19 protein-coding genes and 1 riboswitch are annotated in these 25,342 nt (G+C 55.6%); of the genes, 6 read left to right on the forward strand and 13 right to left on the reverse strand.

Annotated features, from left to right (window positions below):
* Positions 1-108 precede the first annotated feature (108 nt).
* The 3 genes from IDH45_RS26520 to IDH45_RS26530 all read right to left on the reverse strand — a co-directional run bounded on the left by IDH45_RS26520 (position 109) and on the right by IDH45_RS26530 (position 3,201).
* Positions 109-1,413, reverse strand: coding sequence for a WD40 repeat domain-containing protein (locus IDH45_RS26520; RefSeq protein ID WP_190931165.1), 1,305 nt, complete (start codon positions 1,411-1,413; stop codon positions 109-111).
* Positions 1,410-2,282, reverse strand: coding sequence for a DUF4261 domain-containing protein (locus IDH45_RS26525; RefSeq protein ID WP_317891293.1), 873 nt, complete (start codon positions 2,280-2,282; stop codon positions 1,410-1,412). Before IDH45_RS26525 ends, IDH45_RS26520 begins: the two co-directional genes overlap by 4 nt.
* Before the next feature lie 190 nt (positions 2,283-2,472).
* A complete protein-coding gene (locus tag IDH45_RS26530) occupies positions 2,473-3,201 on the reverse strand; it encodes a hypothetical protein (RefSeq protein WP_190931166.1) in 729 nt (242 codons plus the stop codon).
* 163 nt (positions 3,202-3,364) lie between these two features.
* On the opposite strand from IDH45_RS26530, the gene IDH45_RS26535 reads away from it, so the two are divergent.
* Positions 3,365-3,592 (forward strand): hypothetical protein, encoded by a 228-nt coding sequence (locus tag IDH45_RS26535; RefSeq protein ID WP_190931167.1) that lies wholly within the window; start codon positions 3,365-3,367, stop codon positions 3,590-3,592.
* A 473-nt stretch (positions 3,593-4,065) separates the two neighbouring features.
* Here IDH45_RS26535 and IDH45_RS26540 read toward each other — a convergent pair whose 3' ends face one another.
* The 3 genes from IDH45_RS26540 to IDH45_RS26550 all read right to left on the reverse strand — a co-directional run bounded on the left by IDH45_RS26540 (position 4,066) and on the right by IDH45_RS26550 (position 7,068).
* On the reverse strand, positions 4,066-5,226 hold the full coding sequence (locus tag IDH45_RS26540; RefSeq protein WP_190931168.1) for a Gfo/Idh/MocA family protein: 1,161 nt from the start codon (positions 5,224-5,226) through the stop codon (positions 4,066-4,068).
* 238 nt (positions 5,227-5,464) lie between these two features.
* Positions 5,465-6,277: an IclR family transcriptional regulator gene (locus tag IDH45_RS26545; protein WP_190931169.1), complete on the reverse strand. Its 813-nt coding sequence runs from the start codon at positions 6,275-6,277 to the stop codon at positions 5,465-5,467.
* Positions 6,278-6,303: 26 nt separating this feature from the next.
* The gene (locus tag IDH45_RS26550) at positions 6,304-7,068 is read right to left on the reverse strand and encodes an SDR family NAD(P)-dependent oxidoreductase (RefSeq protein WP_190931170.1); all 765 of its coding nucleotides are present in this window, start codon (positions 7,066-7,068) and stop codon (positions 6,304-6,306) included.
* Between the two features lie 268 nt (positions 7,069-7,336).
* Between IDH45_RS26550 and IDH45_RS26555 the strand changes: the two genes are divergently transcribed.
* Positions 7,337-8,626: an aspartate aminotransferase family protein gene (locus IDH45_RS26555; protein ID WP_190931171.1), complete on the forward strand. Its 1,290-nt coding sequence runs from the start codon at positions 7,337-7,339 to the stop codon at positions 8,624-8,626.
* Positions 8,627-9,399: 773 nt separating this feature from the next.
* On the opposite strand, the gene IDH45_RS26560 is transcribed toward IDH45_RS26555, so the two are convergent.
* The 3 genes from IDH45_RS26560 to IDH45_RS26570 all read right to left on the reverse strand — a co-directional run bounded on the left by IDH45_RS26560 (position 9,400) and on the right by IDH45_RS26570 (position 13,552).
* Positions 9,400-10,212 carry an SDR family oxidoreductase gene (locus tag IDH45_RS26560; RefSeq protein ID WP_190931172.1) on the reverse strand — a complete coding sequence of 271 codons (813 nt, stop codon included), beginning with the start codon at positions 10,210-10,212 and terminating at the stop codon, positions 9,400-9,402.
* Positions 10,213-10,404: 192 nt separating this feature from the next.
* Positions 10,405-11,799, reverse strand: a complete 1,395-nt coding sequence (locus IDH45_RS26565; protein ID WP_190931173.1) for an MFS transporter — start codon at positions 11,797-11,799, stop codon at positions 10,405-10,407.
* Between the two features lie 142 nt (positions 11,800-11,941).
* Positions 11,942-13,552, reverse strand: a complete 1,611-nt coding sequence (locus IDH45_RS26570) for a glycoside hydrolase family 26 protein (RefSeq protein ID WP_190931174.1) — start codon at positions 13,550-13,552, stop codon at positions 11,942-11,944.
* Positions 13,553-13,853: 301 nt separating this feature from the next.
* Here IDH45_RS26570 and IDH45_RS26575 point away from each other — a divergent pair, with 301 nt between their 5' ends.
* Positions 13,854-14,762 (forward strand): LysR family transcriptional regulator, encoded by a 909-nt coding sequence (locus tag IDH45_RS26575; RefSeq protein WP_190931175.1) that lies wholly within the window; start codon positions 13,854-13,856, stop codon positions 14,760-14,762.
* Between the two features lie 113 nt (positions 14,763-14,875).
* On the opposite strand, the gene gdhA is transcribed toward IDH45_RS26575, so the two are convergent.
* On the reverse strand, positions 14,876-16,246 hold the full coding sequence (gene gdhA, locus IDH45_RS26580; protein ID WP_190931186.1) for an NADP-specific glutamate dehydrogenase: 1,371 nt from the start codon (positions 16,244-16,246) through the stop codon (positions 14,876-14,878).
* A gap of 325 nt (positions 16,247-16,571) precedes the next feature.
* A riboswitch (cyclic di-AMP (ydaO/yuaA leader) is annotated at positions 16,572-16,743 on the reverse strand.
* A 421-nt stretch (positions 16,744-17,164) separates the two neighbouring features.
* Between gdhA and IDH45_RS26585 the strand changes: the two genes are divergently transcribed.
* Complete coding sequence (locus tag IDH45_RS26585; RefSeq protein ID WP_190931176.1) at positions 17,165-18,508, forward strand: ABC transporter substrate-binding protein; 1,344 nt, start codon at positions 17,165-17,167, stop codon at positions 18,506-18,508.
* Between the two features lie 455 nt (positions 18,509-18,963).
* Here IDH45_RS26585 and IDH45_RS26590 read toward each other — a convergent pair whose 3' ends face one another.
* The 3 genes from IDH45_RS26590 to IDH45_RS26600 form a co-directional block, all read right to left on the reverse strand.
* Entirely contained in the window at positions 18,964-20,844 is a 1,881-nt protein-coding gene (locus tag IDH45_RS26590; protein WP_190931177.1) for an FAD-dependent oxidoreductase, read from the reverse strand.
* Positions 20,822-21,670 (reverse strand): hypothetical protein, encoded by an 849-nt coding sequence (locus IDH45_RS26595; RefSeq protein ID WP_190931178.1) that lies wholly within the window; start codon positions 21,668-21,670, stop codon positions 20,822-20,824. The genes IDH45_RS26590 and IDH45_RS26595 overlap by 23 nt, the downstream gene beginning before the upstream one ends.
* A gap of 113 nt (positions 21,671-21,783) precedes the next feature.
* The gene (locus tag IDH45_RS26600) at positions 21,784-22,623 is read right to left on the reverse strand and encodes an AraC family transcriptional regulator (protein ID WP_190931179.1); all 840 of its coding nucleotides are present in this window, start codon (positions 22,621-22,623) and stop codon (positions 21,784-21,786) included.
* Between the two features lie 465 nt (positions 22,624-23,088).
* On the opposite strand from IDH45_RS26600, the gene IDH45_RS26605 reads away from it, so the two are divergent.
* Both IDH45_RS26605 and IDH45_RS26610 read left to right on the forward strand, forming a co-directional pair.
* Positions 23,089-23,826: a DsbA family oxidoreductase gene (locus IDH45_RS26605; RefSeq protein ID WP_190931180.1), complete on the forward strand. Its 738-nt coding sequence runs from the start codon at positions 23,089-23,091 to the stop codon at positions 23,824-23,826.
* A 24-nt stretch (positions 23,827-23,850) separates the two neighbouring features.
* The gene (locus IDH45_RS26610) at positions 23,851-24,858 is read left to right on the forward strand and encodes an LLM class flavin-dependent oxidoreductase (protein WP_190931181.1); all 1,008 of its coding nucleotides are present in this window, start codon (positions 23,851-23,853) and stop codon (positions 24,856-24,858) included.
* The last annotated feature ends 484 nt before the right edge of the window (positions 24,859-25,342 follow it).

Below are 25,342 nucleotides of genomic sequence, written 5' to 3' on the forward strand. Positions count from 1 at the left end.
CTAGTGCTTGATTTACTTCCTTTAGAAGGCTGAAGAGATAAACAAAAACAAGCAAAGAGTGTGGTCACGTTCCTCTGCTTGTCTATGATGCGTTTCTAAACCTATCCGTTACCAAAGCAGCGGCTGCTTGTTCTCCCACACAATCCAGCGGCGAATCTCCCGGATCGGCGCTGTTCCGATGCAGTACGGGTCCGGTTCCTGCGCGGTCAAATCGACCCAGTGCAACATCCCGCTGTACGTTCCTACGAGCAGCGTCTTCTCGTCCGGGCTCAGCGCCATTCCGCTTATCGTACCCGAGACGTGGTACCGCCACAATTCTTGCCCCTCATGATCGATCAACCGCAAATATCCGTAAGCATCTCCGAGAATATTCCCTTCACGAAGCGCAACCCCGGCATACACGCGCATCTCGCCGTTCATCGACGGCCAATCCCCTGATTCTATATCGGCTTCGAGAGAGGTAAGCGACACCCGGATCGTATCTCCGTTGTAGAAATGGCACGCATTGAACCAGACCTGCTGACCGCTGCTCGAAAACAAACAGTAGTGCGGGTAGCTCGATGCCGGCTCAATCGGGTATACGATTCTGCGATCCACATCGAGCAGTAAATGCTCGCTGCCTTGGCTGCCGAATGCAATCCATTTGCCGTCTCTGGACACTGCGCCATGCGGCATCGACAGCGACGCGTTAAGCCCTTCCCCGTCCGCTTGTTCCTGCAATTCCTCTTCCGTCGGATGAAGCAGGAGCACCCCGTTCTCTTCGATGAGGTAGATGCCGTCATGCGATACAAAAAGCAGCTTTTGTCCGTCCGCGAACGGAATGACATCCGCCGTCCGGTAGCTCTGTTCCTGAATCGTTTCGATCGCCGGGTACCGATCCTGCAAGCGACGTATGATGTCCTCCCACGTATAGGAAGCGAGTAACTGTCCATGCAAAGTCCGATCCGGTTCGCGAACGACCTGAACGCCTCGCTCGTCCATCAGTGCGACATCCCGCCCATCCGCAGAGCAGCTCGCGGCCCGGAGATGCTCCACCTGCGTGACCCGTTCCAGGTCGGCCACATAGATCGCATTGGTCTGGTCCTTGTTGCGTCCGGATAGGAGCGCGCTGCCGTCCGTGAGCAGCGCAATCGGCTGCACCGCCCGCATCAGCTGCTGGTGTGACTTGTTGAACGGCCAGGAGGCGGGAGGAAATCGTTCCCGCAACATCTCCGTATCCCCGGAACGATTCGCTTGCTGGATGTAGCGGAACACGCGGGACGCCAGTTCACCTCGCGTATCTTCCGAAGGTTCCGCGCCGGCCTCTTGCCAATTGCTTGCCAAGCCGTGTCGTACGAAGGCGTTCACTTCAGAAGCGTAGCGCAGCCCTTCTTCCTTCCACTGCCTTGACAGTTGCCCGATCTCGTCCGTCATTCCCGTCCTCCCGCCGCATATTCGCCGGGGCAGACGTCCATCACGTCTCTTGACGGCTGGATCAACGACATCTCATACTGACACGTCCAGTACACATCCTGTGCCATCTCCCCGTCCCGCAATCCGGCGATCGTCTCGCCATCCTGGACAGGCGCCTCCGCTTCGAATATATATGCGGCAACATTAAACGCATGGCGCGACACATCGTTAGGGTCCAGCGTGTGAAAGTGGTATTGGACGTCCGGCAGTCCGAGCGCAAACAAGCCAAGTGAATCGATCAGACTGTCCTCGGTCCCGTGCACGTTAAAAAAACGAATATTAACGCCGAACTGCAAAAACCGGCTCGCTCCTTCGTACGGATTGTCCGCAATCTCGGACGGAACCAGCAGTTTGCCGCTCGAAGGAATCCAGACCGCTTGGCACGTCGGGAACAGGCTGACGGCGGCTTCGAGCCAGTCGGCGAGCAAGGACGCCCGCGATTGGTAGTCCAGCCCCGCCGCCATAAAGTCGCTGATCAACAGCTTGTAGCGGCAGCGCTGCAGCACGTCTTCCCCATCCGGCATCGTCCAGAACTGGGTGCGCTCCAGATCGGTGATCGTCTCTTGCTGAAACGGGGTCACATCCGCCATCATCACCTGCGCAGGCAGCTCCCCGTCCCGGTAAGCCACTTTGTAAGCCTCTATCGCAAAAGAAGACAACGCCTCATTCCCCGACACCGTATCCACCTGTCCGCAGCGGGCCTGCAGCGCCTCCCGGATCGTTGCCGCATCCGGCCGCTCGGCTTGTTCTTCAAACAACAAGTACATTTGAAACAACCTTTGAAACTCGCTTTTTTCGTTCAAGTCTTGCTTTAACACTTGTTCACTCACTGTCTCGTTCTCCTCTTGTTCGCAAGTTATTCCTTTCACTATATCGATCGACGCCGGACTCGCGCAAGTTCAGGTCCGGAAATGATCCGAAAGTCGGAACCGCGGGACCTACCGGATGTACGTCGCTGCCGCCATAGCCCCCATTACTCCGCTTCATTTCCGCAGCATGCCTCCAACGAGCGATTCCCGGTTAGGTAGCATGGCGTTTGCACCCCCGGCTTTCCAGCCACCGGATGAACGTTTCCGCCACCTGCTCCTGTTCGGCCTCATAACAGACCTTGACTTCTTTCCCGTACGCATAATTGTAACGAATCCAGCCGCCCATCCGTTTCATGTATTGATAGCAGCTGTGCTCCTTTTCCTTAACCAGGTCGAAGCCGCCTAACTGCCGGCTGCACTCGGAAGCCAACTGCCTTAGCGCTTCTGTCCCTCCATCCGGAAGCAGCATAAATACAAACTGCCGCGACTCGCTCTCCGGATCGAAAGTCGCAACACCGGACACATCCTGCACATTGGACTCTCTCATCATCCGGTCCATCGTCTCCGTCCACGTCTCCCCTGCCTCCACGGTCCATACGCGCAACTGCTCGGAATGGCGCGGCAGCCAAATCAACCCGTCTACAGCCGGATGAACGGCGATAAAGTCGCCGTCACTGGTAGACATCGTCACCACGCACTCGGCGAGCTGCTCCAGCGTAATCGGACTCTCCTCGTCATGCTCCCAGAACTCGTACTCCACGAACGGCTTCAGCACCTCCGGGTCCGGCAGTTGAACATACAGCCAATCCCGGTACGTTCCCGGCCCATATTGCTCGAGAAATCGCCGGTATCCGGCGGGCAGTTCGACTTGCGCCCCGGCTTCAACCGTCTCCATATATTGTTCTCCCTGTATCCGGGCCGGATTCGCTACTATGTACACACGAATCGCCTCCTTCGCTAGTGCATCGTTCCCTGTTCGGAACTGTCATTTCTTGCAGCATTTGATGATTCCGATCTACACAAAGTTTACCATATGAATCTTGGACGCGCCCTCACAATCTATGATGCCGGACATACACTAGAATATGAGGGAGGTGACCGCCATGACCGCCATCTATCATTCTTGCCGCTCGCTGCTGAACCGCCGTGTACGTATCCGGATGAAATCCGGAAAAACGCATATCGGGAAAGTCGTCAAAGTAACCAATACTCATGTGTATTTGCAGAAAAGCCGGCGCAAAAAAGGGAAGACCGGAACCCGCTTTTTCTTCGCTCCCTTTATTCTCCCGCTCGTCTTATTCGACTTGCTGGCAATCGCACTGATCGTTTAATTGTCCAACCGTCTTATTTCCACCTAGCAGCAACCTAGGGCACAACAACCCGGGAAGTTTACCCCAAAGGGAAGCCGCAAACAGGCCATATCAGGTCCCGGATAAAAAGACGCCTCCAAATCCACCAAGAAAGTGGATATGAAGGCGTCTTTGGGATTCGTCCGCTGGTCAAGTCAGGGCGGGGACTTAACGTGCAGCGCAGCGCCCCTCTTCCTACATCGCTTGCCTGAGTCAGCGTACAGCGGTTACTTTTTCAGCTTGGCGAACCATCCGTTCGTTTCTTTCTCCATCTGCTCGCTGCCGCCGTTTTTCCAGCAGCTCTTCAGATTAACGCGAGTTTTGGAAGCGGTTTCGCAAATGAAATCCCGGGTTCATCCGATTATCCGGCGTTCTGCCGATCCGTCCTCGGCTCCCGGAGGCAGACGCAGACAGCCGTAGGCGCATGGACAGCCATGCGCCTACGTAAGCCGCCGCTATAGACGGATGATCTGATCTTTGTACGAGCCGGATTTGCGGAAATCCGGCATATCCATCGTTCTGCCGCCGTTCATGACCGACAGCTCGGAGAGCAGTGCGACGGCGGTCCACTCGCAAGCGTCGTACACATCGATCGGCGGCTTCGTGCTGCCGCGGATCGCGTCGACAAAATCCTTGACGATAAAATAGTCGCCGCCCCAGTGTCCGGCCTCACTTTGTTCCTCGGTCACGTTTTGATACCGCTCGGGCATATATTCCTGGAAGTCGGACAGCGGACGCCATTTGGCGTCATCCGGATGCTCCCCGTCCGCCTTGATATAGACTTTGTGGTCGTCGCCAAGCCCTCTCGGCGCTTCGTAGCAGCCTTTCGTCCCCTGGATCGTGTAATATGCACCGTTATGCGGACGGTTCGAGACGCAATCGAGCCGGAGCTTGATCAGCTTGCCGCTCTCCAGCTGGCACATCGTAATCGACGTGTCCTCCTGCCGCAGCTCGGGCGCCGTATGCCAGCCTGTCGCGAACGTCGATACGGACTTGATCCGGTCCCCTTTAAACCATTGCATCAGCGGACCGAGACTGTGCGTCGGGTAAAAATTGCCCCGTTTGCCGAACTGCCAGTAATTGCGCCAGGACGTTTTGCTCGCGGACGCATCCTCTTGGGAGACGCGGCGGTTAAAGCCTTGGGTCAAATATTTGATATCGTGCAAATATTCGCCTTCTCCGAAGTAAATGTCGCCGAATACGCCTTGGCTGACCATGTTCGCGATCTGCTGGTTGGTTGGAATATAGCAGTAGTTCTCAGCGAACATATACACCTTGTCACTATGCTTCTCCACCGATTCCTTCAGCCACCACAGCTCATCCATCGTCACGCCGGCGGTTACTTCGCACAGGACGTGCTTGCCCGCCTCCAACGCCTGAATCGTCTGATGCACGTGCAGCTGCATCGGAGTCGAGACGACGACTGCGTCAATGTCGGACTCGAGCATGTCTTCATAGATCCGGTACGTCTTCGGAATTCCGAATTTCTGTGCCTGCTCCTGGAGAAACGACTCGTGCAAATCGCATAAAGCGGTTACTTCTACGTCCGGAATCGCCCGGAAGCCCAGCAGATTGCTCAGGCCTCTTGCTCCGACTATCCCAACCTTTAACGTCACCCTGATCCACTCCGTTTCATCGTATAGAGGATGTTCAAAAAGTCCACTTTTGATCACGAAGCCGATCCGAAAGCGTACTCGACATCGAATATGGAATTCAGCCGGAACTTCCGGTGCTCACGTAGCTTCACTACGCTCCGCTCCTCATTTCCTTGCTTCATCCCATCTTCTCGGTGCTGAAAACCGGACTTTTTGAACTCGCACGTATAGAAAACGATGCCGTCCTGGCATCTGCAAGTTACGATCTTGTGCTCTGATTGCCCGGCGCTTCGCCCGGCAATGCTTCATCCGGCAAATACCCCAGCTCCGCGGAGATCCGGTCAGCCGTGCTTTTCAGCAAATTGCCGATCTGCTGGTACTTCGTCGCCGGCAGGTCCTTGTTAAGCGAGGTGATGCTGATGGAAGCGAACACCTGCCCGTTCTCGCCCCGGATCGGAGCTCCGATGCAGCGTATGCCTTCCTCGAATTCTTCATCCTCAATCGAATAGCCGTACTGCTGCACGTGCCGGACATCCTCCATCATCTTGTCCAGCGCCTTGCTTATCTTATCCGGAGCCGCTTCCAGCTCGGCGCGCACGACATGCTCGATCTCCTCCGGCGTCATGCCGGAAGCGATCGCCTTGCCTACGCCCGACTGGTGTAGCGGCTGCGTCTGCCCGATTTTCGTAGCAAACCGGACGAACCCGCTGCCCTCGACCTTATCGACATAAACCGGTTTGTCTTTCTCGGCGACGGCCAGATGCGCGGTATAAGGCGTATCCGCAACCAGCCGTTCCAGATGCGGACGGGCGATCGACACGAGATCCATCGATTTCATATATCCGATTCCCCAGCGAAGCACGCCGTGACCGAGCCGGTATTTGCCTTCCGGCGTTTTCTGGATCAGCGAATACTGCTCGAGGGTATTCAAGATGACAAAAGCGGTTGACTTCGGTACGTTCAAGGTGGAATGGATGTCTTGAATCGACAGCTGCCGCTCGGTAAGTGCATTCAGGATCGCCACCGTCTTGTCGATGGCCGGAACCGAATATTCTTTCGGCTGTTTTTTCAAGGCCGGTCCCTCCCCTTTCGTTATGCTCACAGCTCGCCTGCGTTGGCCAGATGGCCGCCGTCCACGACGAGCGTCGTGCCAGTAATATAAGAAGCGTCGTCGGAAGCGAGGAACAGGAACGCGTTCGCGACTTCCTCCACCGTCCCGGTACGGCCCATCGGTGTGCGTGCCGTCAAATCGAGCGACTGGTCCAGCTGCTTCAGCTTGCGGTCAAGCGGCGTATCGATGAAGCCGGGAGCGACCGCATTCACGCGAATCCCGCGAGGCGCAAGCTCGACGGCGAGCGACTGGGTCAGCAGCACGACCGCGCCTTTGGACGAATTGTAGTGCGCCAGCATCGAGCTGCCGGCCAGACCGTTTTTGGAAGCCATGTTCACGATCGATCCGCCCTGGCCGCGCTCCAGCATCTTGCTTGCGATCGACTGGCTCAGCACGAACATCGAGTTGACGTTGACGTCCATAATCTTCTTCCAGGTAGCGAGCGATATGCCGGTGAACGGCTCGCGAAACGCGATTCCCGCATTGTTGATCAGGATGTCGATCCCGCCCCATTGCTCCCAGGCACGATCCGCCGCCGCCTGTACGGCGTCCAGATCGCTCAGGTCGCACACCAGACTTTCGATCTGCGATGAAGTTTCGGCTCGCAGTTGCTCCACGGTTTGCTTCAGCTCTTCACTTTTGACATCGAGTAGAAACAGGTCAGCGCCTTCCTTGGCGAATTTCTCGGCAATGCCTTGCCCGATCCCCTGTGCGCCGCCTGTGATCAGCACTTTTTTACCGGCAAGCTTCATTCTGTAGGTTCCTCCTCCGACATCTGATTCGGATAGATAACTTAATATAATGAACAATGTTCAATATAATAATAGTGGAATCCCTTTTTTATTGTCAATTGATAAAGCGCAATCGTTTCATATTCATTGGCCCGCTATCTGTAAAGGATATTACTCATCGGACCAGCACGGCGATTTCAGTCAATCGGCTGTTGACTTCCGATTTGAGTCCGCCTTATAATCAACTTATTGAATGGAATTTAATATATTGAACATACGGAGGAACGACATGAACAACAGCGCTCGACTTCGTCAGGAATCTAATTTGTATACGCCGGGAGGCGTTCATTCGGCCACAAGAAACGTCGAACCGTTTCACGTATTTACCCGTGGGGAAGGCGCCTACATCTATGACGCCGACGGTAATAAATTCATCGATTACCAGGCTGCTTTCGGCCCTTATATTCTTGGTCACAACTTTCCTTACGTCAACAACAAAGTGATCGAGGCTCTCAGCAGAACCGATATGTATGGCGTAGGCACGACGGATCTCGAGATCGAAGCCGCACGCAAAATCAACAAACACGTTCCTTCCGCCGAGCAAGTGCTGTTCGCAAACTCCGGTTCGGAAGCGACGTTCCACGCCATTCGTCTGGCACGCGGCGTAACGGGCCGTCAGAAGCTGATCAAGTTCCAAGGCTGCTACCACGGCTGGCACGATTACGTCGCCCGCAACATGCTCAGCTCCTGGGACAAAATCGGCAAGCGCGATCCCGGATCGGCGGGCATGCTCGAAGAAGCGATCGACAATACGCTCGTCTGCACCTTCAACGATCTGGACGACGTCGAACGGACGTTCAAGGAGAATAAGGACCAGATCTCCTGCATCATTCTCGAACCGATTCCGCACAACATCGGGATCATTATGCCGCAGCCGGGCTTCCTGGAAGGACTTCGCGAGCTTTGTGACGCCAACGGCGCACTGCTTATTTTCGACGAAGTCATTACCGGCTTCCGCCACAACCTCGGCGGCTACCAGAAAGTGGCCGGCGTTACTCCGGATTTGACGACGATGGGGAAAGCGATGGCCAACGGCTTCCCGATCGCAGCCGTAGCCGGCAAGAAAGAGTACATGCAGCGCTTCAACACGCAGCCGGGCGGCGACGTGTGGTTCGCGGGCACGTACAACGGTCATGCCGTTGGCACCGCCGCTTGTATCGCCACGATCGAGGTCATGGAGAACGAGCCGGTTCATGAGCACATTTTCCGCCTCGGCGACCGGATGCGTACGGAAATTCGCGGTATCCTGGACCGTCTGGGCATCACCGGTCAAGTCGCGGGCTTCGGCTCGACCTGGACGACGTACTTCATGGACTTCGAACCGAAAAACTACACGGACCTGCAGCATAACGACGCCGAGTTTTACGTCACGTACCGGAAAAAGCTGATCGAAAAAGGCATCTACAAAATGCCGATGAACCTGAAGCGCAACCACCTCAGCTACAGCCATACCGACAAGGAAGTAGACATCACGCTGGAAGCGATCGAATCCGTACTGAAGGAAATGACCCGTAAGTAAGGGTCGTGGGGAAGTAAGCATCGTGGACAAGTAAGCAGCGTGGACTATAGGAAAGGAGCCGGCAGCTTATGCCGGCTCCTTTTTTGAAATTATCAGGGCGTCTAAACTTCTTCTTCACCATACTAAACCAGATAGGGTTAGGGTCCTCCTTCCTTGGCAAGGTCAAGACGGCAACTGTCGCAAGTCGTCTGCTCATCGGGCGGCTGTTTGGGGCTTCTGCCCTGCTTCAAGCGGGAGGGAACCGAATAAGAGCGGTTTGCACGCTTTATTTTGTCCGAAAACTCGCTTGAGCACAGAATAAGAGCGATTTGTAGCTGCTAAAATCCGCAAAAGGGCAGGTCCCCCACCAGTTCGTTGAAATAAGTGGTGCAAACCGCCGCTATTTGTTTTCGTTTTGGGAAAAAGCCGAAAATAGAAGCTGCCAAAGACTTCTATTTTGTTCAGAGCACGCATACTCTTGCTTCTTGTTCAGCACTAACGTGCTTTTGCCTCTTGTTCAGAGCAAACCGTGCTTTTGCCTCTTGTTCAGAGCACGCGTGCATACGTTTTGGCGGAGGCGAACAGAACCCGCTTGCATGAAGGAGGGTTACGGGCACGATTGGAAAATCAGTTCGTGCCCGCAAAACCTCACCAACGAGCGACTGGGGCGATGGTACCCTTTTCCTCCAACATGCTAATGTGTGGGTCTGCACATAGACAGGACCGTCCGGACACCTTTACCGGACGGTTTTGCTCAATCTGCAACTCGTTTGAGCGCCTCCGCCTTTACAGCATTACAGCAGCGACTCCGCCCCGTCGATAAACATCTCCGTGCCGGATATATGGCTGGACTCGTCCGAGGCGAGAAACAACACGAGATCCGCCACCTGTTCGGGCTTGCCGGACCGGTGCTCCAGCGGCTGGCTGCCTTCCGGGTATTTAACCGGAATTTGAATGGTTTTCAGCTCCGGCGTGATGTTCGTATTCTCGCCGATATTCGTGTCGATCGCTCCCGGGCATATGACATTTACCCGGATGCGGTATCGGGCCAGCTCGAGGGCGGCCATTTTTGCGAACGCGACCTGTCCCGCCTTCGAAGCGCTATAGGCGGACGCGCCGAAGCTGGAAAATTTGCGGCTGCCGTTGATTGAGCTGGTGACGATGATGCTGCCCCCGTGCTCCTTCATATAGGGGATCGCATATTTGACCGCAAGAAACGTCCCTTTCAGATTGGTCGCCAGCGTATCGTCCCACTGCTCGGATGTCATATTTTCGATTGGCGTCCAGGTTCCGTTTATTCCGGCGTTGGCAAAGACGATATCGAGACGGCCCCATTTCCCTACCGCCTTCTCGATACCTTCCCGGACCCTCGCTTCATCTGATACGTCGACGTCGGCGACGAACGCCTCGCCGCCCTTCTCCTCGATCAGCTGCTTCACTTCGTCGGTGCGGTTGTCCTTCAGATCCGCAAGACATACTCGGGCGCCTTCCGACGCGAGCTTTAACGCAGCAGCCCGGCCGATTCCCGAGCCGGCTCCCGTCACGAACGCTACGCGGTCCTTGACGCGCCCCAGATTCGGGTTGATTGCGGTTTCGAGTTGAGGCATACTCCGTCACTCCTTCCCAAAGCTGTTGTTATCGTTCCTTCCTTCATAGATTACCCATCCGCCTGCCGTTCAATCGGATTCCAGCGATTTCCGCCCCCCGCTTCTTACTTATTCCGAAAAACATCAAAACCCCTGCCGGACTCATCCTTCCGACAGGGGCTTTGATGATACGTATCCTTCCGTGCTTCGGCTTCAAGCGGACAAACTGCCGGCCTCCGGCTTTTCTTTCGGAAGGAACTTTCCGGCCAACGCTACAGCCATACAAAACACAAAGCAAAATCCGAACAAAATCCGGATGGGTACTCCGTACGATTCCGCGGCATCGGCGGACGATCCCATCGAGCCGACCAGCAGCGTCGCCAGTCCGATGCCGGCTATTTGGCCGAGATAACGGACGAGCGCGAGCAAGCTTCCCGCCAGACTGCTTTTGGAGGACGGGGAAGCGCTCATCACTTCGGCGTTGTTCGTCGCATGGAACAGACCAATTCCGATCCCGAATACGGCCAACTGCAATCCGATCGCGACCGCAGACACGTCAGGCAGCAGCACGACGAACAGCATCGAGACGGAGCACAGCAGCGCTCCCGCCGTGATCGGAAAGGAGCCGCCGTATTTGTCGCGGAACCAGCCGGCGAACGGCGCCACGATGCCCATCAGCAGCGGCTGCAGCATCAGCAGCGCCCCGGTTGTCCAGGCCGAGTAGCCGAGCTGGCTCTGCATGTAGAACGTAACCGGAATTAGCGTCGCCGTCTGGGCCAGATTAATCAGAAACGAGCTCGTGTTGCCAAGCCATACTTTGCGATGACGGAACAGCTCCCGGTCGATAATGCCGTAGTCGATTTTTCGGCCATGCAGCCACAAGGCGACAAGCAGCCCGATGCCAGTCGCACCCTCGATCCAGGCCGCTATCGACATCGCCGAAGTTTCCTTGGCCGACTCCGCCGCCATCATCAGCAGACAGGCTCCGGCGCCGAGCAGGAACGTCCCTACGAAGTCGAACCGGGTTTTGGCCGCATCGCTTTTGCCTCTCGGAAACCAGCGGTAACCTAGCAGGCAGGCGGCTAACGCAATAGGCACGTTCACCCAGAACAGCCAAGGCCAGTCTACAAATTCAAGCAGCAGCCCGCCTAGAGCCGGACCGGACAAGGTGCCCGCCGAGATGACGATCGCATTCACCCCGAGCGCGCGGCCCCGTTCATGATCCGGAAACACCTGACGCACCATCGCCTGGCTGTTTGCCATAATCATCGTCGCCCCGACGCCCTGCAGGCATCTGGCCAGCAATAGCGCAACGAAGCCGGTCGATAAGGCGATGAACAACGAGCCGATTCCAAAAATAAGAAATCCGTAGCTGTACACGGTACGCCGCTCCAGCCGGTCGGACAGCTTGCCCATGAACGGCAGCAGCACGACCATCGTCAGCAAATAAATTGTAGCCACCCACTGAATCTGAGCCAGCGAGACGTCAAACTGTCTGGCCATAATCGGCAGCGACACGTTGACGATCCCGACGTCCAGCGTGGAGATCAGCGTCCCCATATTGACGATTTGCAGTATTCCCCATTTGTTTACCCTTGAAGCGGACATCCTCCGAATTCCTTTCCTGATTGACGGAATGATTGAACGGCAGTCGTTCTGAAGGCCAGACCTTACATTAACCTCTTTGGCCTGATTGTACATCCGCCAGACTGGATTGAAAAGCACATTAGTTGTCTATTATTGAAAAAGTTCACTTCAGGTTCGCCTTGCTCCATTCGAACGGTTGCCGGGCGACCTCCTCGTGCTTGCTGTTATAAACGGCCACCGTGAGCGGCTCCGCGGCTTGCAGCGTCGAGAAATCAAGCTCCACCTCCCACGGCACCTCATACGAGATCGCAAGGCGGCGGTCGCCCTGCAACACCGCTATGGCGAAAGGCTGGACCTCCATCGGCATTTTGACGTAGACGAACAGCTTTCGTTTGCCCGTCAGGCTTTCCGCTTGGGCGGATCGCAGCGGAACGTATTTGACGTTATCCTTCGTGGCCGCGCCCTGCTCGACCCGGGTCAAATAATAGTCGCTTTGCACTTGCCGGCGGTACAGATCGTACATGAGCGTATTTTCCCTAATGTCGTAGATGTAGTCGGCATTCAGTGTCTCGCTTCGCGATTTGGCAATGTTGAAATACGTGATCGCTTTCACCTGAGGGAACATGCGCGGCAAGTACGCGTACATGTTTGCGAGCTGGCTTTCCCCCCATTTCGCGTAATCCTTTCCGGTCTTGCGGATATAGTGGGTGACGCCTCCTTCCGAGATCATAATCGGTTTATGGCTGTATTTCTCATACAGCGGCGCGAAATAATCGATCTGATTTTTGCTGAAATCTTCATTCTCCCCGAAAAAAGGAGTCGCGTACAGCGAAAACCCGACCCAGTCGACATACTCGTCACCGGGATAATAATCGTCTATATTATCGTTCGGCCAAAAGTTGGGCGACCAGACCATGGCGACATTCGGAGCTTCTTCCTTCATCACCTTCGACATGAGGCGGAATTTCTCGATGTACTTGGCGGGCTCATCGTACCAGGGAACCCAGGCGCCGTTCATCTCCGACGCATACCGCATAAAGATGGGAATTCCCGCTTCCTTCGCCTGGCGGGCAAAGGACCGGGCATAATCGTCGTCTTTGACGCTGTCCAGCCCGTAATGCGGCTCCCAACCGATCTGCAGCGCGCCGGAAGCGGTCGATTTAATGCTGTTCATAAACCGGATGGGAAAGTAGTTTCGCGTATCGTTCTCGTCTTTGCGCCAGCCGGAATACGTGAGCCCGATCGGATGATATTGCCCAAACTCGGGTTCAACGGCCGGCCAGTCGAACAAGCCGAACAGGCCCAGGTAGGTCCCGGATGACGGCTCGAACTTGGCCAGCTTCCGGTTATCCGCTCCGACGGGGACACTGACGTAAGGCTCGATCGTCACCTCGTGGGCAGAAGGCGTCACATCATCGTAAAACCGCCGGTCTACCGCCTTGGCTTTCGCCCAGTGTGAAGCCGACGTTTCGTACCATGCAGCCGCCTCGGCTTCGTTCCCGATGCTCCGGTAGTAGCTCGCTTTGCGGGTGGCATAGTCGCCGGCCACCTCGTAATCGCCTGCAGACGCCGCCGCCTCAAGGCGTTGCTGCCACCAGTTCAGCAGTTGTACGGGCTCCGTCAGCAGTTGTTCCTCATTCCCGCCCGTGGCGTCCGGCCCGCTGGCAGCGGGAATATCCTTATCCCGTTTGCCGTCCGCACTCACATACCAGTACACGCAGACTACGGCCAAAAAAACGGCCACGACCGAAAGCCGTCCATATTTGCTCTTCATCTTGCCCGCTCCCCCATTTCACCTGTCGATCCCGGTTCTCTAGTTCTATTCTACTATGGATACGCGCCTGAAGGAAAACGGTTTCAAGATGAAAACGAAAGATTTGAATGAACTTCCTGCGAAATGCGAACTCTATCATTTGGTCGGCATAACCAATTAGAGACCCATTAGAGACACACCTGCCCACACTCCCCTCCTCCCATAAAACGATAGGCTGTTTCCTTGTCGGCCGGTTTGTTGTACAATAAGGGAAGCGCTAAACCTCACACGGCGTGATAAGTAATGGCGGTGACTATATAGAGTGGAATTAAGACAAATCCAATATTTCATAGAAGTTGCCAAGCTGGAGCACGTTACGGAAGCGTCCTATGTTCTTCACGTGGCGCAGTCGGCCGTCAGCCGGCAAATTTTCAAGCTGGAGGCCGAGCTCGGCGTCGATCTGTTCGTACGGGACGGTCGTAAAGTAAGATTGACTCCGATCGGCAAAATGTTTCTGGGTCATATGGAGCAGGCGATTCAAGTTATTGAGAAAGCGCAGCAGGAAATTCAGGAATTTCTCGACCCCGAGCGGGGCACCGTACGGATCGGTTTCCCGAGCAGCCTGGCTTCGCATCTGCTTCCGATGGTCATATCCGCATTTCGCGATCATTATCCGCAGGTTCATTTTCAGCTGCAGCACGGTTCATACCGGGAATTGATCGATTCCGTCATCAAGGGGACGTTGAACTTGTCGCTGATCGGTCCGGTACCGAAGCACGACAAGCAGATTCAAGGCGACACGTTGTTTCTGGAGCGATTCGTCGCACTGCTGCCGGCGAGCCACCCGCTGGCCGAGCAGTCGTCGCTGAAGCTGAGTCAGCTGCGCAACGATATGTTTGTATTATTTCCCGCCGGTTTCGTCTTAAGGGATCTCGTAATCGGGGCTTGTACCGCTCAGGGGTTCGAACCGAAAATCTCGTTCGAAGGCGACGATATCGACGCGATCAAAGGTCTCGTAGCCGCCGGTCTCGGCATCACGCTGCTGCCCGAAATCGCCCTGAACGATAACGTCCCCCGTTCGGCCGTCAAGGTTCGGCTCGAAGACCCGCAGGTTACGCGGAGCGTCGGCGTCATTACGCCGAACAATCGCGAGCTTCCTCCTACGGAGAAGCTGTTTTACGATTTTCTGAAAAACTACTTCGCGACGATCGGCCAATTTAATATTGGATAAACCAAAAAAAGGAAACGATACGCCTTCAAGCGTTCATTTCCTTTTTTTGGCGTTGAACCGCATCCGCAGGCGGAAGTGCGCCTGCAGGCGCGGATGAGCGGGACTGCGATTGCTTATACGATCCCTTGAAGCATCATAGCGTCGGCTACGCGCAGGAAGCCTGCGATGTTGGAGCCTACTACGAGATTGCCGGAGCATCCGTATTCCTCGGCGGCTGCCACGCTTTGGCGGTAAATGTTTTTCATAATGCCGTGCAGCTTATCGTCTACTTCATGGAACGACCACGAATAACGCATGCTGTTCTGGGACATTTCGAGCGCCGATACGGCTACGCCGCCGGCATTGGCCGCTTTGGCCGGACCGAACAATACTTTGTTCTCCAGGAACACTTCGATCGCTTCAAGCGTAGAAGGCATGTTCGCCCCTTCGCCGATTGCTTTCACGCCGTTTTCGACGAGGATCTTCGCCGAATGCTCGTTGATTTCGTTTTGCGTCGCACACGGAAGCGCGATATCGCATGGAATCGTCCAAATTCCCGTGCAGCCTTCATGATAGGTTGCATGCGGATGGTCGATGACATACTCGCTGATCCGTTTGCGCTCTACTTCTTTCAGACGTTTTACCGTCTCCAGATCGATGCCGTTCGGATCGTAAATATAGCCGTTGGAGTCGCTGCATGCTACGACTTTGGCGCCGAACTGCTGCGCTTTTTGGATCGCATAAATCGATACGTTGCCGGAGCCCGATACGACTACCGTGCTTCCTTCGAAGCTCTCGCCGATCGACTTCAGCATTTCGTCTACGAAGTAGACGGCGCCGAAGCCTGTAGCTTCGGTCCGGGTCAAGCTGCCGCCGTACGCGATGCTTTTGCCGGTCAGGACGCCCGCTTCGTGGCCGCCGCGAATCCGCTTGTATTGTCCGAACATATATCCGATTTCTCTCGCGCCTACGCCGATATCTCCGGCCGGCACGTCTTCGTCGGGACCGATGTATTTGTACAGCTCGGTCATGAAGCTTTGCGTGAAGCGCATAATTTCATTGTCGGATTTGCCTTTCGGATCGAAGTCCGAACCGCCTTTACCGCCGCCGATCGGCTGTCCGGTTAGCGAGTTTTTGAAGATTTGCTCGAATCCGAGAAACTTGATAATGCTGGCGTTAACGGACGGATGGAACCGCAAGCCGCCTTTGTAAGGACCGATCGCGCTGTTGAACTGTACGCGGAAGCCGCGGTTTACTTGCACTTTGCCTTGATCGTCCACCCATGGCACGCGGAAGGAAATGACCCGTTCCGGCTCGACGATCCGCTCCAGGATGCCAGCCTTCATATATTTCGGATGTTTGGCGAATACAGGCACAAGAGAATCCACGATCTCTTTTACCGCCTGATGAAATTCGCTTTCACTCGGGTTTCTGCGAATAACCGTCTCATACACGTCTTGAACGTATTGGCGCGCCGCCGCAACGTTGTCCAGCTCTTTTTCCATAACTGCCACTTCCAATTCCTCCTCGCGCTTATATGAATCCGGACTCCCTATAGGATTAAACTTGTGGCGTCGGTTTCCATTACATGTATCTTATTATGCAAGGTGCGGCATAAACAATACGTGATTTAGATCATCTTCATGCCGGATTGATATGAGGGAAAGCGGTATCCTTCAAAACGGACGATAAACGCAAGTCCGAACGCCCGATCAGAGTCCGAATGCGGTGATGCCCCTCCGCAATCACGACAAAAAGAACCGCAGGAAAGAGGACCCTCCCCGCGGCTCTTAACATGACGGCACGGCCATGATCAGAAACGCGTTAACGGCAGTCTCTCCGATACGCTTGCGAGGTTAGCTGACGGATTCGGGCGCTGGAGTCGCCCTACGTTTTGTCCACCGGACAAAACGATTCATCCCCGTGAAGCACCGGCACATCGGCCCATAGCTTCGTTGGTTCCCCCGCTTCTGAACGAAACAGAATTCAGCGATAACAGACTACGGATTGCTATCTTGTTAGGTATCATACTCCTCGTTCGCGGGACTGTAAAGCGAAGCATTCGCCGGTATCGCCGGCCCAGCGACCTTCCGGTACCGTCGGCAACGGTTTCAGACGACGTTATCTTCCGATCTCTGGCTCGCGCTGACGCAATCTCCGGATCACTTCCTTCGGGGCGATATGACAATATTTACACCGGGACCCCGGATATGAAACGTCACGCTCCCCGCAGATCAAGCCCTGATTATGGAGATACATTCAAAAATATGGATTCCTGTTCGAGGAAAAGTCCGGCTAACTAATTATCCATGTATTCTTTTTTTACTCCATTTACTATTGGTACCGCTTACATATAATTAAAGTTGCTTGCAGGTAAGGGCTTTCCTAGATCATAAATTATCCAACCAGGGGGAATGTTTACGATGATCCGAAACATGATCCATTCGATTCGAACCGTTCTATGGATGACAGCCGCTGTATGCCTGGCACTGCTGCCGGCGTGTGCAGGCGGCGATTCCGGCCCACCTTCCGCTGCGTCCGGGCAGCCCGATTCCTCCGTGATGGCCGCACCGGTCGAGCTGAGCATTTACTCCGTAGTTCCCTCCGTCACCCAAGAAGAGTTCAAGCGGACCATCGAGGCTCCGGTGCAAGCCAAATATCCGAATGTCAAAATGAACTATGTGATCGGCGGAGCACAGGCCAAGATCAGCGATCTCGTAGCGAGCGGAAGCGCGCCAGACATTATTCTGACCTCGATCAGCGGAATGAACAGCAACGTTATCCCTTTCCAGCTTCAATACGATCTTACGGAGCTGATCCAAAAGCATAAGTACGACCTGTCGCGCATCGAGCCGTCCACGCTGGATTCGTTACGCAACGCTTCGGATAACGGCGCTCTGTACGGCTTGCCGAAATATACGAACACGGTCGTCCTGTTTTACAATAAAGACATTTTTGATAAATTTGGGGTGGCGTATCCGAAAAGCGGGATGACCTGGGACGAAGCGACCAAGCTGGCCGCCCAAATGACACGCACGGTCGACGGAATCCGTTATCGCGGAATGTCGCTATTTTCCGGCAATATGATCACGGAGAACCAGCTCTCCTTGCCTTTTATCGATCCGAAAAGCGACAAAGCGTCCGTCAACACGGCCGAATTCCAAAAGCTCTTCCGCACGTACAAAGGGATTTACGACATCGTGGACAATAAACCGGAGGGAGCCTTTAACGGGGACGCCGAGCTGGACTCGTTCTACAAAAACAAAAACATCGCCATGGTCATAGCCCCGATGTCCGGCTACGGACGATTCGAAAACGACAAGGACCTCAACTGGGATCTGGTGGCGGCTCCGACTTTCGCCGATAAGCCGGACGTCGGGTTCCAGGCGAACACGATCTATTATTTCATCAGCAACGCGAACAAGAAGGCGGAGCAGGCGTTTCTCGCCGTCACCCAGCTTCTCTCCGACGAGGTCCAGCTGATGAGCAGCAAGGAAGGCCGTCCTCCCATTCTGAACAACGAAACGATTCGCGCCGCGTTAGGGGAAGAGAGCAAATCCAAAGGGAAAAACTTCAAGGTTATGTTCCACAACAAGTTCGCTACCATGCCAACCGCTAACACGAAGCTTGCCCCGCTCGTCAACGCCAATTCGATTCTGAACAAGGAATTCGGCGATATGATCAATTCGGGCACAGACGTGAACACGATGCTGCGGCAAGCGGAGGAGAAGATCAACAAAGCGATCAGCGAAGCGAAAAGCAAGTGACGATAATCGACCGTCCGGGAGCCGAGATCCCGGGCGGTTGGTTTGTTTTGGGGCGGGGATACCGTTGATTCGGTTAGCTGGCCTTCCTGTCCAGCCGGTTGTTCGCCCGGTTTATTAGTAATCAGCGGAAGCATCGTTTCCGTTATTTGTGCAATCCAAGCTAAAAACCGATGATAACGGAAATAATTGTTCCGTTATTTCGGGGAAAAACGAGTAATCGAGGGCAGAAATCCATAATAACGGAAGCAAAACTTCCGCTAATGGCAGCCGGAGCGCCTCCTTGCTGGAATAACGGAAATGAAACTTCCGTTAATCTTTATACAAGAAACAATGATCGCCAACAACTAAACTCCCTCCTCCCCTTGATGCAAAGCAAAGACGCCCTCCTATCCTTCGGATCGGGCGTCTATGTGCAGATGGACAACCACCTGCGGGAACTCACTGTACATCTGATCTTACAAAACTCCGGCCGGGCTTTGCCAAGCGCGAATCGTCCGGTCGATCAGCCTTCGGATTTTATCGTCCATGACGTTGCGGATTTCCGAGCTTCCTTTGAAGGAAATAACCAACGTTCCGTCGAGCTCCCGCTCGAATCGCCCGAACGCCTCCGCGATCGCCGGACGTGTCTCCTCGTGGCGGTTTCCGATCGCAGCCAGCGCCATCAGCGCATAGGACACATACTGAAAGCGCAAGTCCGCTTCATCGGACAAAAATTCTTTATTTCCATCAATAAACGTAAACCCTTCCCTGGACTTCAACAAGTCCAGCAGCAAGGGAACAGTCTCCTTGTCAGCCAGCCGGCCGAGCAGATAAACGGCTGCGTATCCGCGAGCCTGATTGTATTTCAGACTCGTCTGCGGCACGAACGGGTCCCGCTCCCGAACCATCTCCCGCAAGATCGGCGCCGCTTCGCGCGCCCCCATGAGCGCCAGCGCCATCGCGCTATGCCTCTGCAGATGCTCCGGCTCGGCCTGGCCGATCCATTGGAGCAGGTGCCCCCGGATCGTCTCCCCGAGCCGCTTCGCTGACCAGATCGCAACGCCGGGCTTCACGCCGGAGAGCGCTTCGCGGATATCCGCCGGGTTCTCCAGCCAGCGTATCGGAGCATGAGCCGCGTCCGATTGGGCGACCCGGTGCTCGAAGAACACCTTCTCGCCTTCCTCCAGGCAGCCCGCTTCCCGCAGCAGCCGCGCAAGCTCGGGATAAGGAACGTACCGCAGCGGAACTCCGCCGGTAATCGCCAGGTAAGCGGCGTATGCCGCAGCTTCTCCGCTTTTCTGCATATCCCGCTTCATCCGGACGAGCGAAGCCATATCGTGATCCAGAGCGATACAGCGCCCCGTGGCGAGCAAGCCGTCATACCCTTTCGGGATTAGCGCTCCGAGCGGAATTGGAACCGTAAATTTCAGTCCCCACAAACTCGCGGCTACCGTCCAATCCCGCTGCAGCTCACTCTCGAAAGCAACGTCCTTACTATGGTTATCGAGATTGGAGTATGCCATAAACAACGGTTCCCGAGAATAATCCTCCCGCAAAAACCGCTCCAGCGTCACCTGCTCTTCTCCGACGATAAACCGGCTCTCGCGGACCCCAAGCTGCGGAGCGATCCGCATGTACGTCGTCCCGTCGTCGTAACGGTCCATCAGATGAGTGGACAGCAGGGCGGAATCGACTATCGCGGCAGACATGCTGTGCGGATCTTCCGGAAAGACATAGCCGGAATCCGTATAATAAGCGCGTACGCGGTTCCCGTCCAGCTTGAACAAAGCGTTGGAAAACGGCTGCGGCTGATCGTCGAACTCACGACCGCCCTGCAGTTCGCAGCCGGCCAGCCGGCATACGTCCGCATTGCCCGTGCCGTCGATGACGACCTTGCTCATCACCGTGCGTGAACCGAGTTCGGGAGAGAAACAGCGCAGTCCGGTCACGGTCCGTCCTTCCGTCAGCACCCCGGTCACAGTCGTATCGTAACGGATCACTGCGCCAGCCAGGACGGCTTCCTGTTCGAGCACATATTGTTTTCCTTCCGCCCCGACTCCGTAGGACGGCGTGTATACGCTTTTTTCCGTCTGCTGCACTTTAGCGTCAATTTCTTCGAATAAACCGCCCCGCTTGCCGAAATAATACCCGAGCACGCCGCCCGCCGTCCCGGCCCCGCCCATACACGTATGCCGGTCAATGCCCAGGACGCGGAGGCCCTTCCTTGCAGCCGCGATGACCGCAATCGCTCCGGCCGTCCCCAATCCGACGACGATCACATCATAGGCTTCCGGCGCCGTTCCGGAATCCGGAGCATGATGGCTTATGTCGCTGTTAGTTGGCTTTTGCCGCATCATGGACCAACTCCCCCTTCCGGTACAAATCGTAGCCACGGTCGATCGCGGCGAGCGGGTTTGAAAACGCTTCCGAGGGTTGCCAGCTCCACCCCGCTCCGAGCCTGGACAGGCCTGTTGGAACGTCCGACTCGAAGCATCCGGCTACGGAGGCGATCGTCCATGACGCCCACTCCTCCGGCCTTGCCCGCCAGTACTGGTGCAGATGTTGTCTCGCTTGCAGCCAGCTGTCGCCCGGATCGACCTCTACTTTTACAATCACTTCGGATGAAAATCTTCCCCGGACGACCGCCATCCTCTCGTCGAAGGGAGCGGGGATGCTCGCGCCGGACGGATCGGGATGATGCAGATAGGCGTTCAGCCGTTTGCGCGGCGGTACGGCGAGCCGGCCCGGAACGGTAAGACGTTCCGATGTCGTATCTGCAACCTCGCGGACAAGTAACGGAGTGCAGCCGGAAGCGTCATGCAGCATGACCTCATACTGTCCGTCCCGTCCCTTCACTCCGACGATCTCGGTAAGAAACCTCACCTGCAGTCCGGATTGCTTGATGAGATGGCATAACAGCGGATGCAGCGCCGGCAGGTGGGCCGGTCCGCCCTCCTCCATCACGTTGCGCCGGAGCCAATCCCTCTTCAAATTTTGTCCGAAGTCCGTAGCCGGATCTCTCCAGCCGCTCCCCGGATTCATTGCCTCGATAAACTCGCGCCCGACCGAGACCGAACGCTCGACGACGACGACGTTACGCCCCGCTTCCCTTGCGGCTGCCGCCGCGCCGAGGCCGGCGAACGTTGCGCCGCAAATCAGTAAAGAGCAGTCTGTGCGGTCCACCGATAACCCTCCTTTTCAAAACTGCGATAAAAATCCGTTGCAAAAGTACATTCGTCCTGCTTGTTCATTGTGATCGGCTGGCAGCCGGAGATAAGCCTGCGCTTCCCGGCCCGTCAGCCTTTTCTGTACTCCCGGGGAGGCATGCCCGCATGCTGAGCGAATACTCTGGCAAAATATAGCGGGTCCTGAAAACCGACCTGCCGGGCAACTTCCGACACCGTCAACTCGCTGCTTTGCAGCAGCTGCTTCGCTTTGTCCAGTCTGACCTTCGTAATGTACTGCGTCGGCGTGCAGCCCGCCACTTTTTTGAACATAATCGAGAAATAGCTCATGGACAGCGAAGCGACCTCCGCCAGTTCCTCCCTTTCCAGCGGCTCTGCGTAGCGGCTCCGGATGTAGTCCATGCTTTTGTTGATGGCGCGGCGGACCAGATCGCCTTCGTTTTTTTGCAAGTACAGCCTGCGCACTTCGTTCACGAGGCTTAAGAACATCAGCCGCGACTGCCATTCGTAATCCGCCGCTTTTCCGTGCCACTGTTCGTACAACTGCCGCATGGATCTGGAGAAGCTCTCGATATCGGTCGTCTGGGTCACAATCGGAATCGGCATATGACTCTCCTGCGGGTCTGAGCAGATCACCGAGCCCCCGTCCCACTCGATCAGCTTGTAATCGTAATGAACGGAATAAAACTGCATCGGCTCCTCGGAAGTATAAGAAATCCGGACTTTGCTGCGATATGGAAAATAAAACACGGAACCGACAGTGAGCGGATACTCCGCCCCGTTCGCAGACAATATCCCCGATCCCCGAACGACGAACATGAAATTCCGTATGCTCGTGGATTCGAATGCAACCGCCCGAGTCGGTTTCCCGAGCTGAAACCAGAACCGGTGATCACGCAAAAGCACATCGATTACCCGGGGGTGAAAACGCGAGAAGAAAGTGTTGTCCATAACGATTCCTCCCTGTTCCGTAAATTGATTATATTCGCTTCTCCACTCACATAAAATGGAGGATTAATCGGAATATATGGATTAATGTTTGAATGATCGTCTATCCAATATTTCTCCATATTTTTTACTATTCCTCCATAACGCGAACCCGGTCCGCGCCCTATACCTTGAAAGTGGACGACAATCCGCAGAGCAAGCAAGTTAGCGGTTTACCTCATCTGGAACTGCGTCATCACTCGTTATCCATACCAGCCCCGGGTCATCGGCAAAGAGGCATACCGGCTCGCAGCCGTGCAGCATCCGGCTTTCCAAATGGAGGGAGGGTGACGAGCTTGCCCGGGCGGACGAAAGCTTATATAATGGGCACAACTAATGGCCGCCTGTGGAGCCCCAATCCGGTCGCGTCGCTACAGGGACGTTCGGGAGCTTCGTAAGTACACTTTACTTTGGAAAGGTGCGATTAGGATGAAAGTGGAAATATGGTCGGATTATGCTTGTCCGTTCTGTTATATCGGCAAAAGAAAGTTTGAAGCCGCCCTGGAGTCGTTCCCTCACCGCGGCGAGATCGAAGTCGTGTACAAAAGCTTCGAGCTCGATCCCAACGCCAAACGCGATATCGACACCGATATTCATACGATGCTTTCCTCCAAATACGGGATGAGCCGCGACCAAGCGATCGCCATGAATGCCAATGTAGGCGAACAAGCCCGGTCCGTCGGGCTCGACTTCCGCTTCGATACGATGGTGCTGACGAATACGTTCGACGCCCACCGCCTCACGCAATACGCCCAAGAGCGCGGACTCGGACATGAGATGTCCGAACGGTTGTTCCATGCGTATTTTACGGAGTCCAAACATCTCGGTGACCGGGAGACGCTGGTCGCTCTCGCCGCCGAGGTCGGCCTCGATCCGGCCGAAACGGCCGAGGTGCTGGCGGGCCATACCGGCTCGCAGGAAGTGCGTGCCGACGAGCAGGAAGCGCAGGCTCTAGGCGTACGCGGCGTCCCTTTTTATGTCATTAACCGGAAATACGGCGTATCCGGAGCCCAGCCGAGCGAGGTGTTCGCCGAAGCGCTGGATAAAGCGTGGAGCGAAGAAAACCCGCTCATCCTCATGAACGAGGGGGCGGAAGGGATATGCGAGGACGGCTTTTGCGGCGTATCGCCGGAGCCGAAGGTTGAGAAATCTGGAAGCAACGACTAAACCGACACGGGAGGCGGATACCCCATGACGAAGCTAAGCGTCCTGGACCAATCCCACGTATGCGAAGGCCGGACCGCGTACGATGCATTAAGCGAGACGACGAAGCTCGCCCGGGAGACCGAACGGCTAGGCTATTCGCGGTTCTGGGTGTCGGAGCATCACGCTTCGCCGATGCTTTCCTTCTCCAGCCCGGAAGTGCTAGTCGCCCATCTGGCGTCGGCTACGTCGCACATCCGCGTAGGCTCCGGCGGGGTTATGCTTCCCCACTACAGCGCCTATAAGGTCGCCGAGAACTTCCGGCTGCTCGTCGCCCTGCATCCCAGGCGGATCGATCTCGGCCTTGGCCGCGCCCCCGGCGGCTATCCGCTGGCCACCCGGGCTCTCCAGGAGGACAAGACCGTAGATATCCGCAAATATCCGCAGCAGGTCGCGGATCTGGTCGGTTATTTCTACGATGCGCTGCCGCCGGACCATCCGTTCGCCGGTCTGCCGGTGTCGCCGGTCATCTCCGATACGCCCGAGATGTGGCTGCTCGGCTCCAGCGACGAAAGCGCCAAAATCGCCGCCAGCCAAGGCGCGGCTTACGCTTTCGCGCAATTTTTCGGCACGCCCGGCGGTGAGGATGCGATGCGGATCTACAGAGCCCAGTTCCAGCCTTCTGTGCTGAACGACCGGCCCCATTCCATGGTCGCGACACTTGTCGTCTGCGCAGATACGGAAGAGGAAGCGAACCTGCTCGCCACCAGCTCCGACCTGTTCTTTCTCCGGCTGGAGAAAGGCATTAACCAGACGAGCCTTCCATCCGTGGAAACGGCTTTGCATTATCCGTACACCGAATACGACTATATGCGAATCAACCAGTACCGGCAGAAACGGATTATCGGCACGCCGGACAAGGTGAAGCGCCAACTGCTGGAGATGCGCGAGCGGTACGGCGCGGACGAACTGATGATCAACACGCCGGTCCACAGCATGGAAGCGCGCCTCGCTTCCTACCGGCTCGTCGCGGAGGCGTTCGGATTGACTTTGTAGCGCGTACCGGCTCGCGTGTAGAGATTCGGATTGGATTGTTCTCGCTGCGGGCCGGCTGCGGCGGGTGATGTGAATGGACATGAAGAAGAGGGTTCTCCCATAAGTGTTCGCAGGACAGGGGGAACGTCCCGTTCTCAAACGAAAGGACTTCAACTTCCACAGCAAAGTGGAGGCTGAGGTCCTTTTTTCGAGGAAAATCGGTCTAAATGAGGCGCAAAAATTGCATAATGACGTAGTTTCGCTGCATGACGGTGGTCGATCGATCACAATAAGAGCTTTTCGGGGCTCTTCATTTGCTCGAATCCAGTAAAATTTGTGAAATAGAGGATGATAGGGACCCTTATTTTCACAAAATTGTGCAATTCCGTCCTCGGGGCTTCGAATAACGGCCGCTAAAGGTAACTACTTAGGTACAAAAAAGTGAAAGGTAAAGAAACTGGAATTAAAAGAGGAATTTACCTTGAAGAGACAAGGAGAGGGAAGA

This window comes from Paenibacillus oceani (genome assembly GCF_014705615.1).
Lineage (GTDB): Bacteria > Bacillota > Bacilli > Paenibacillales > NBRC-103111 > Paenibacillus_AB > Paenibacillus_AB oceani.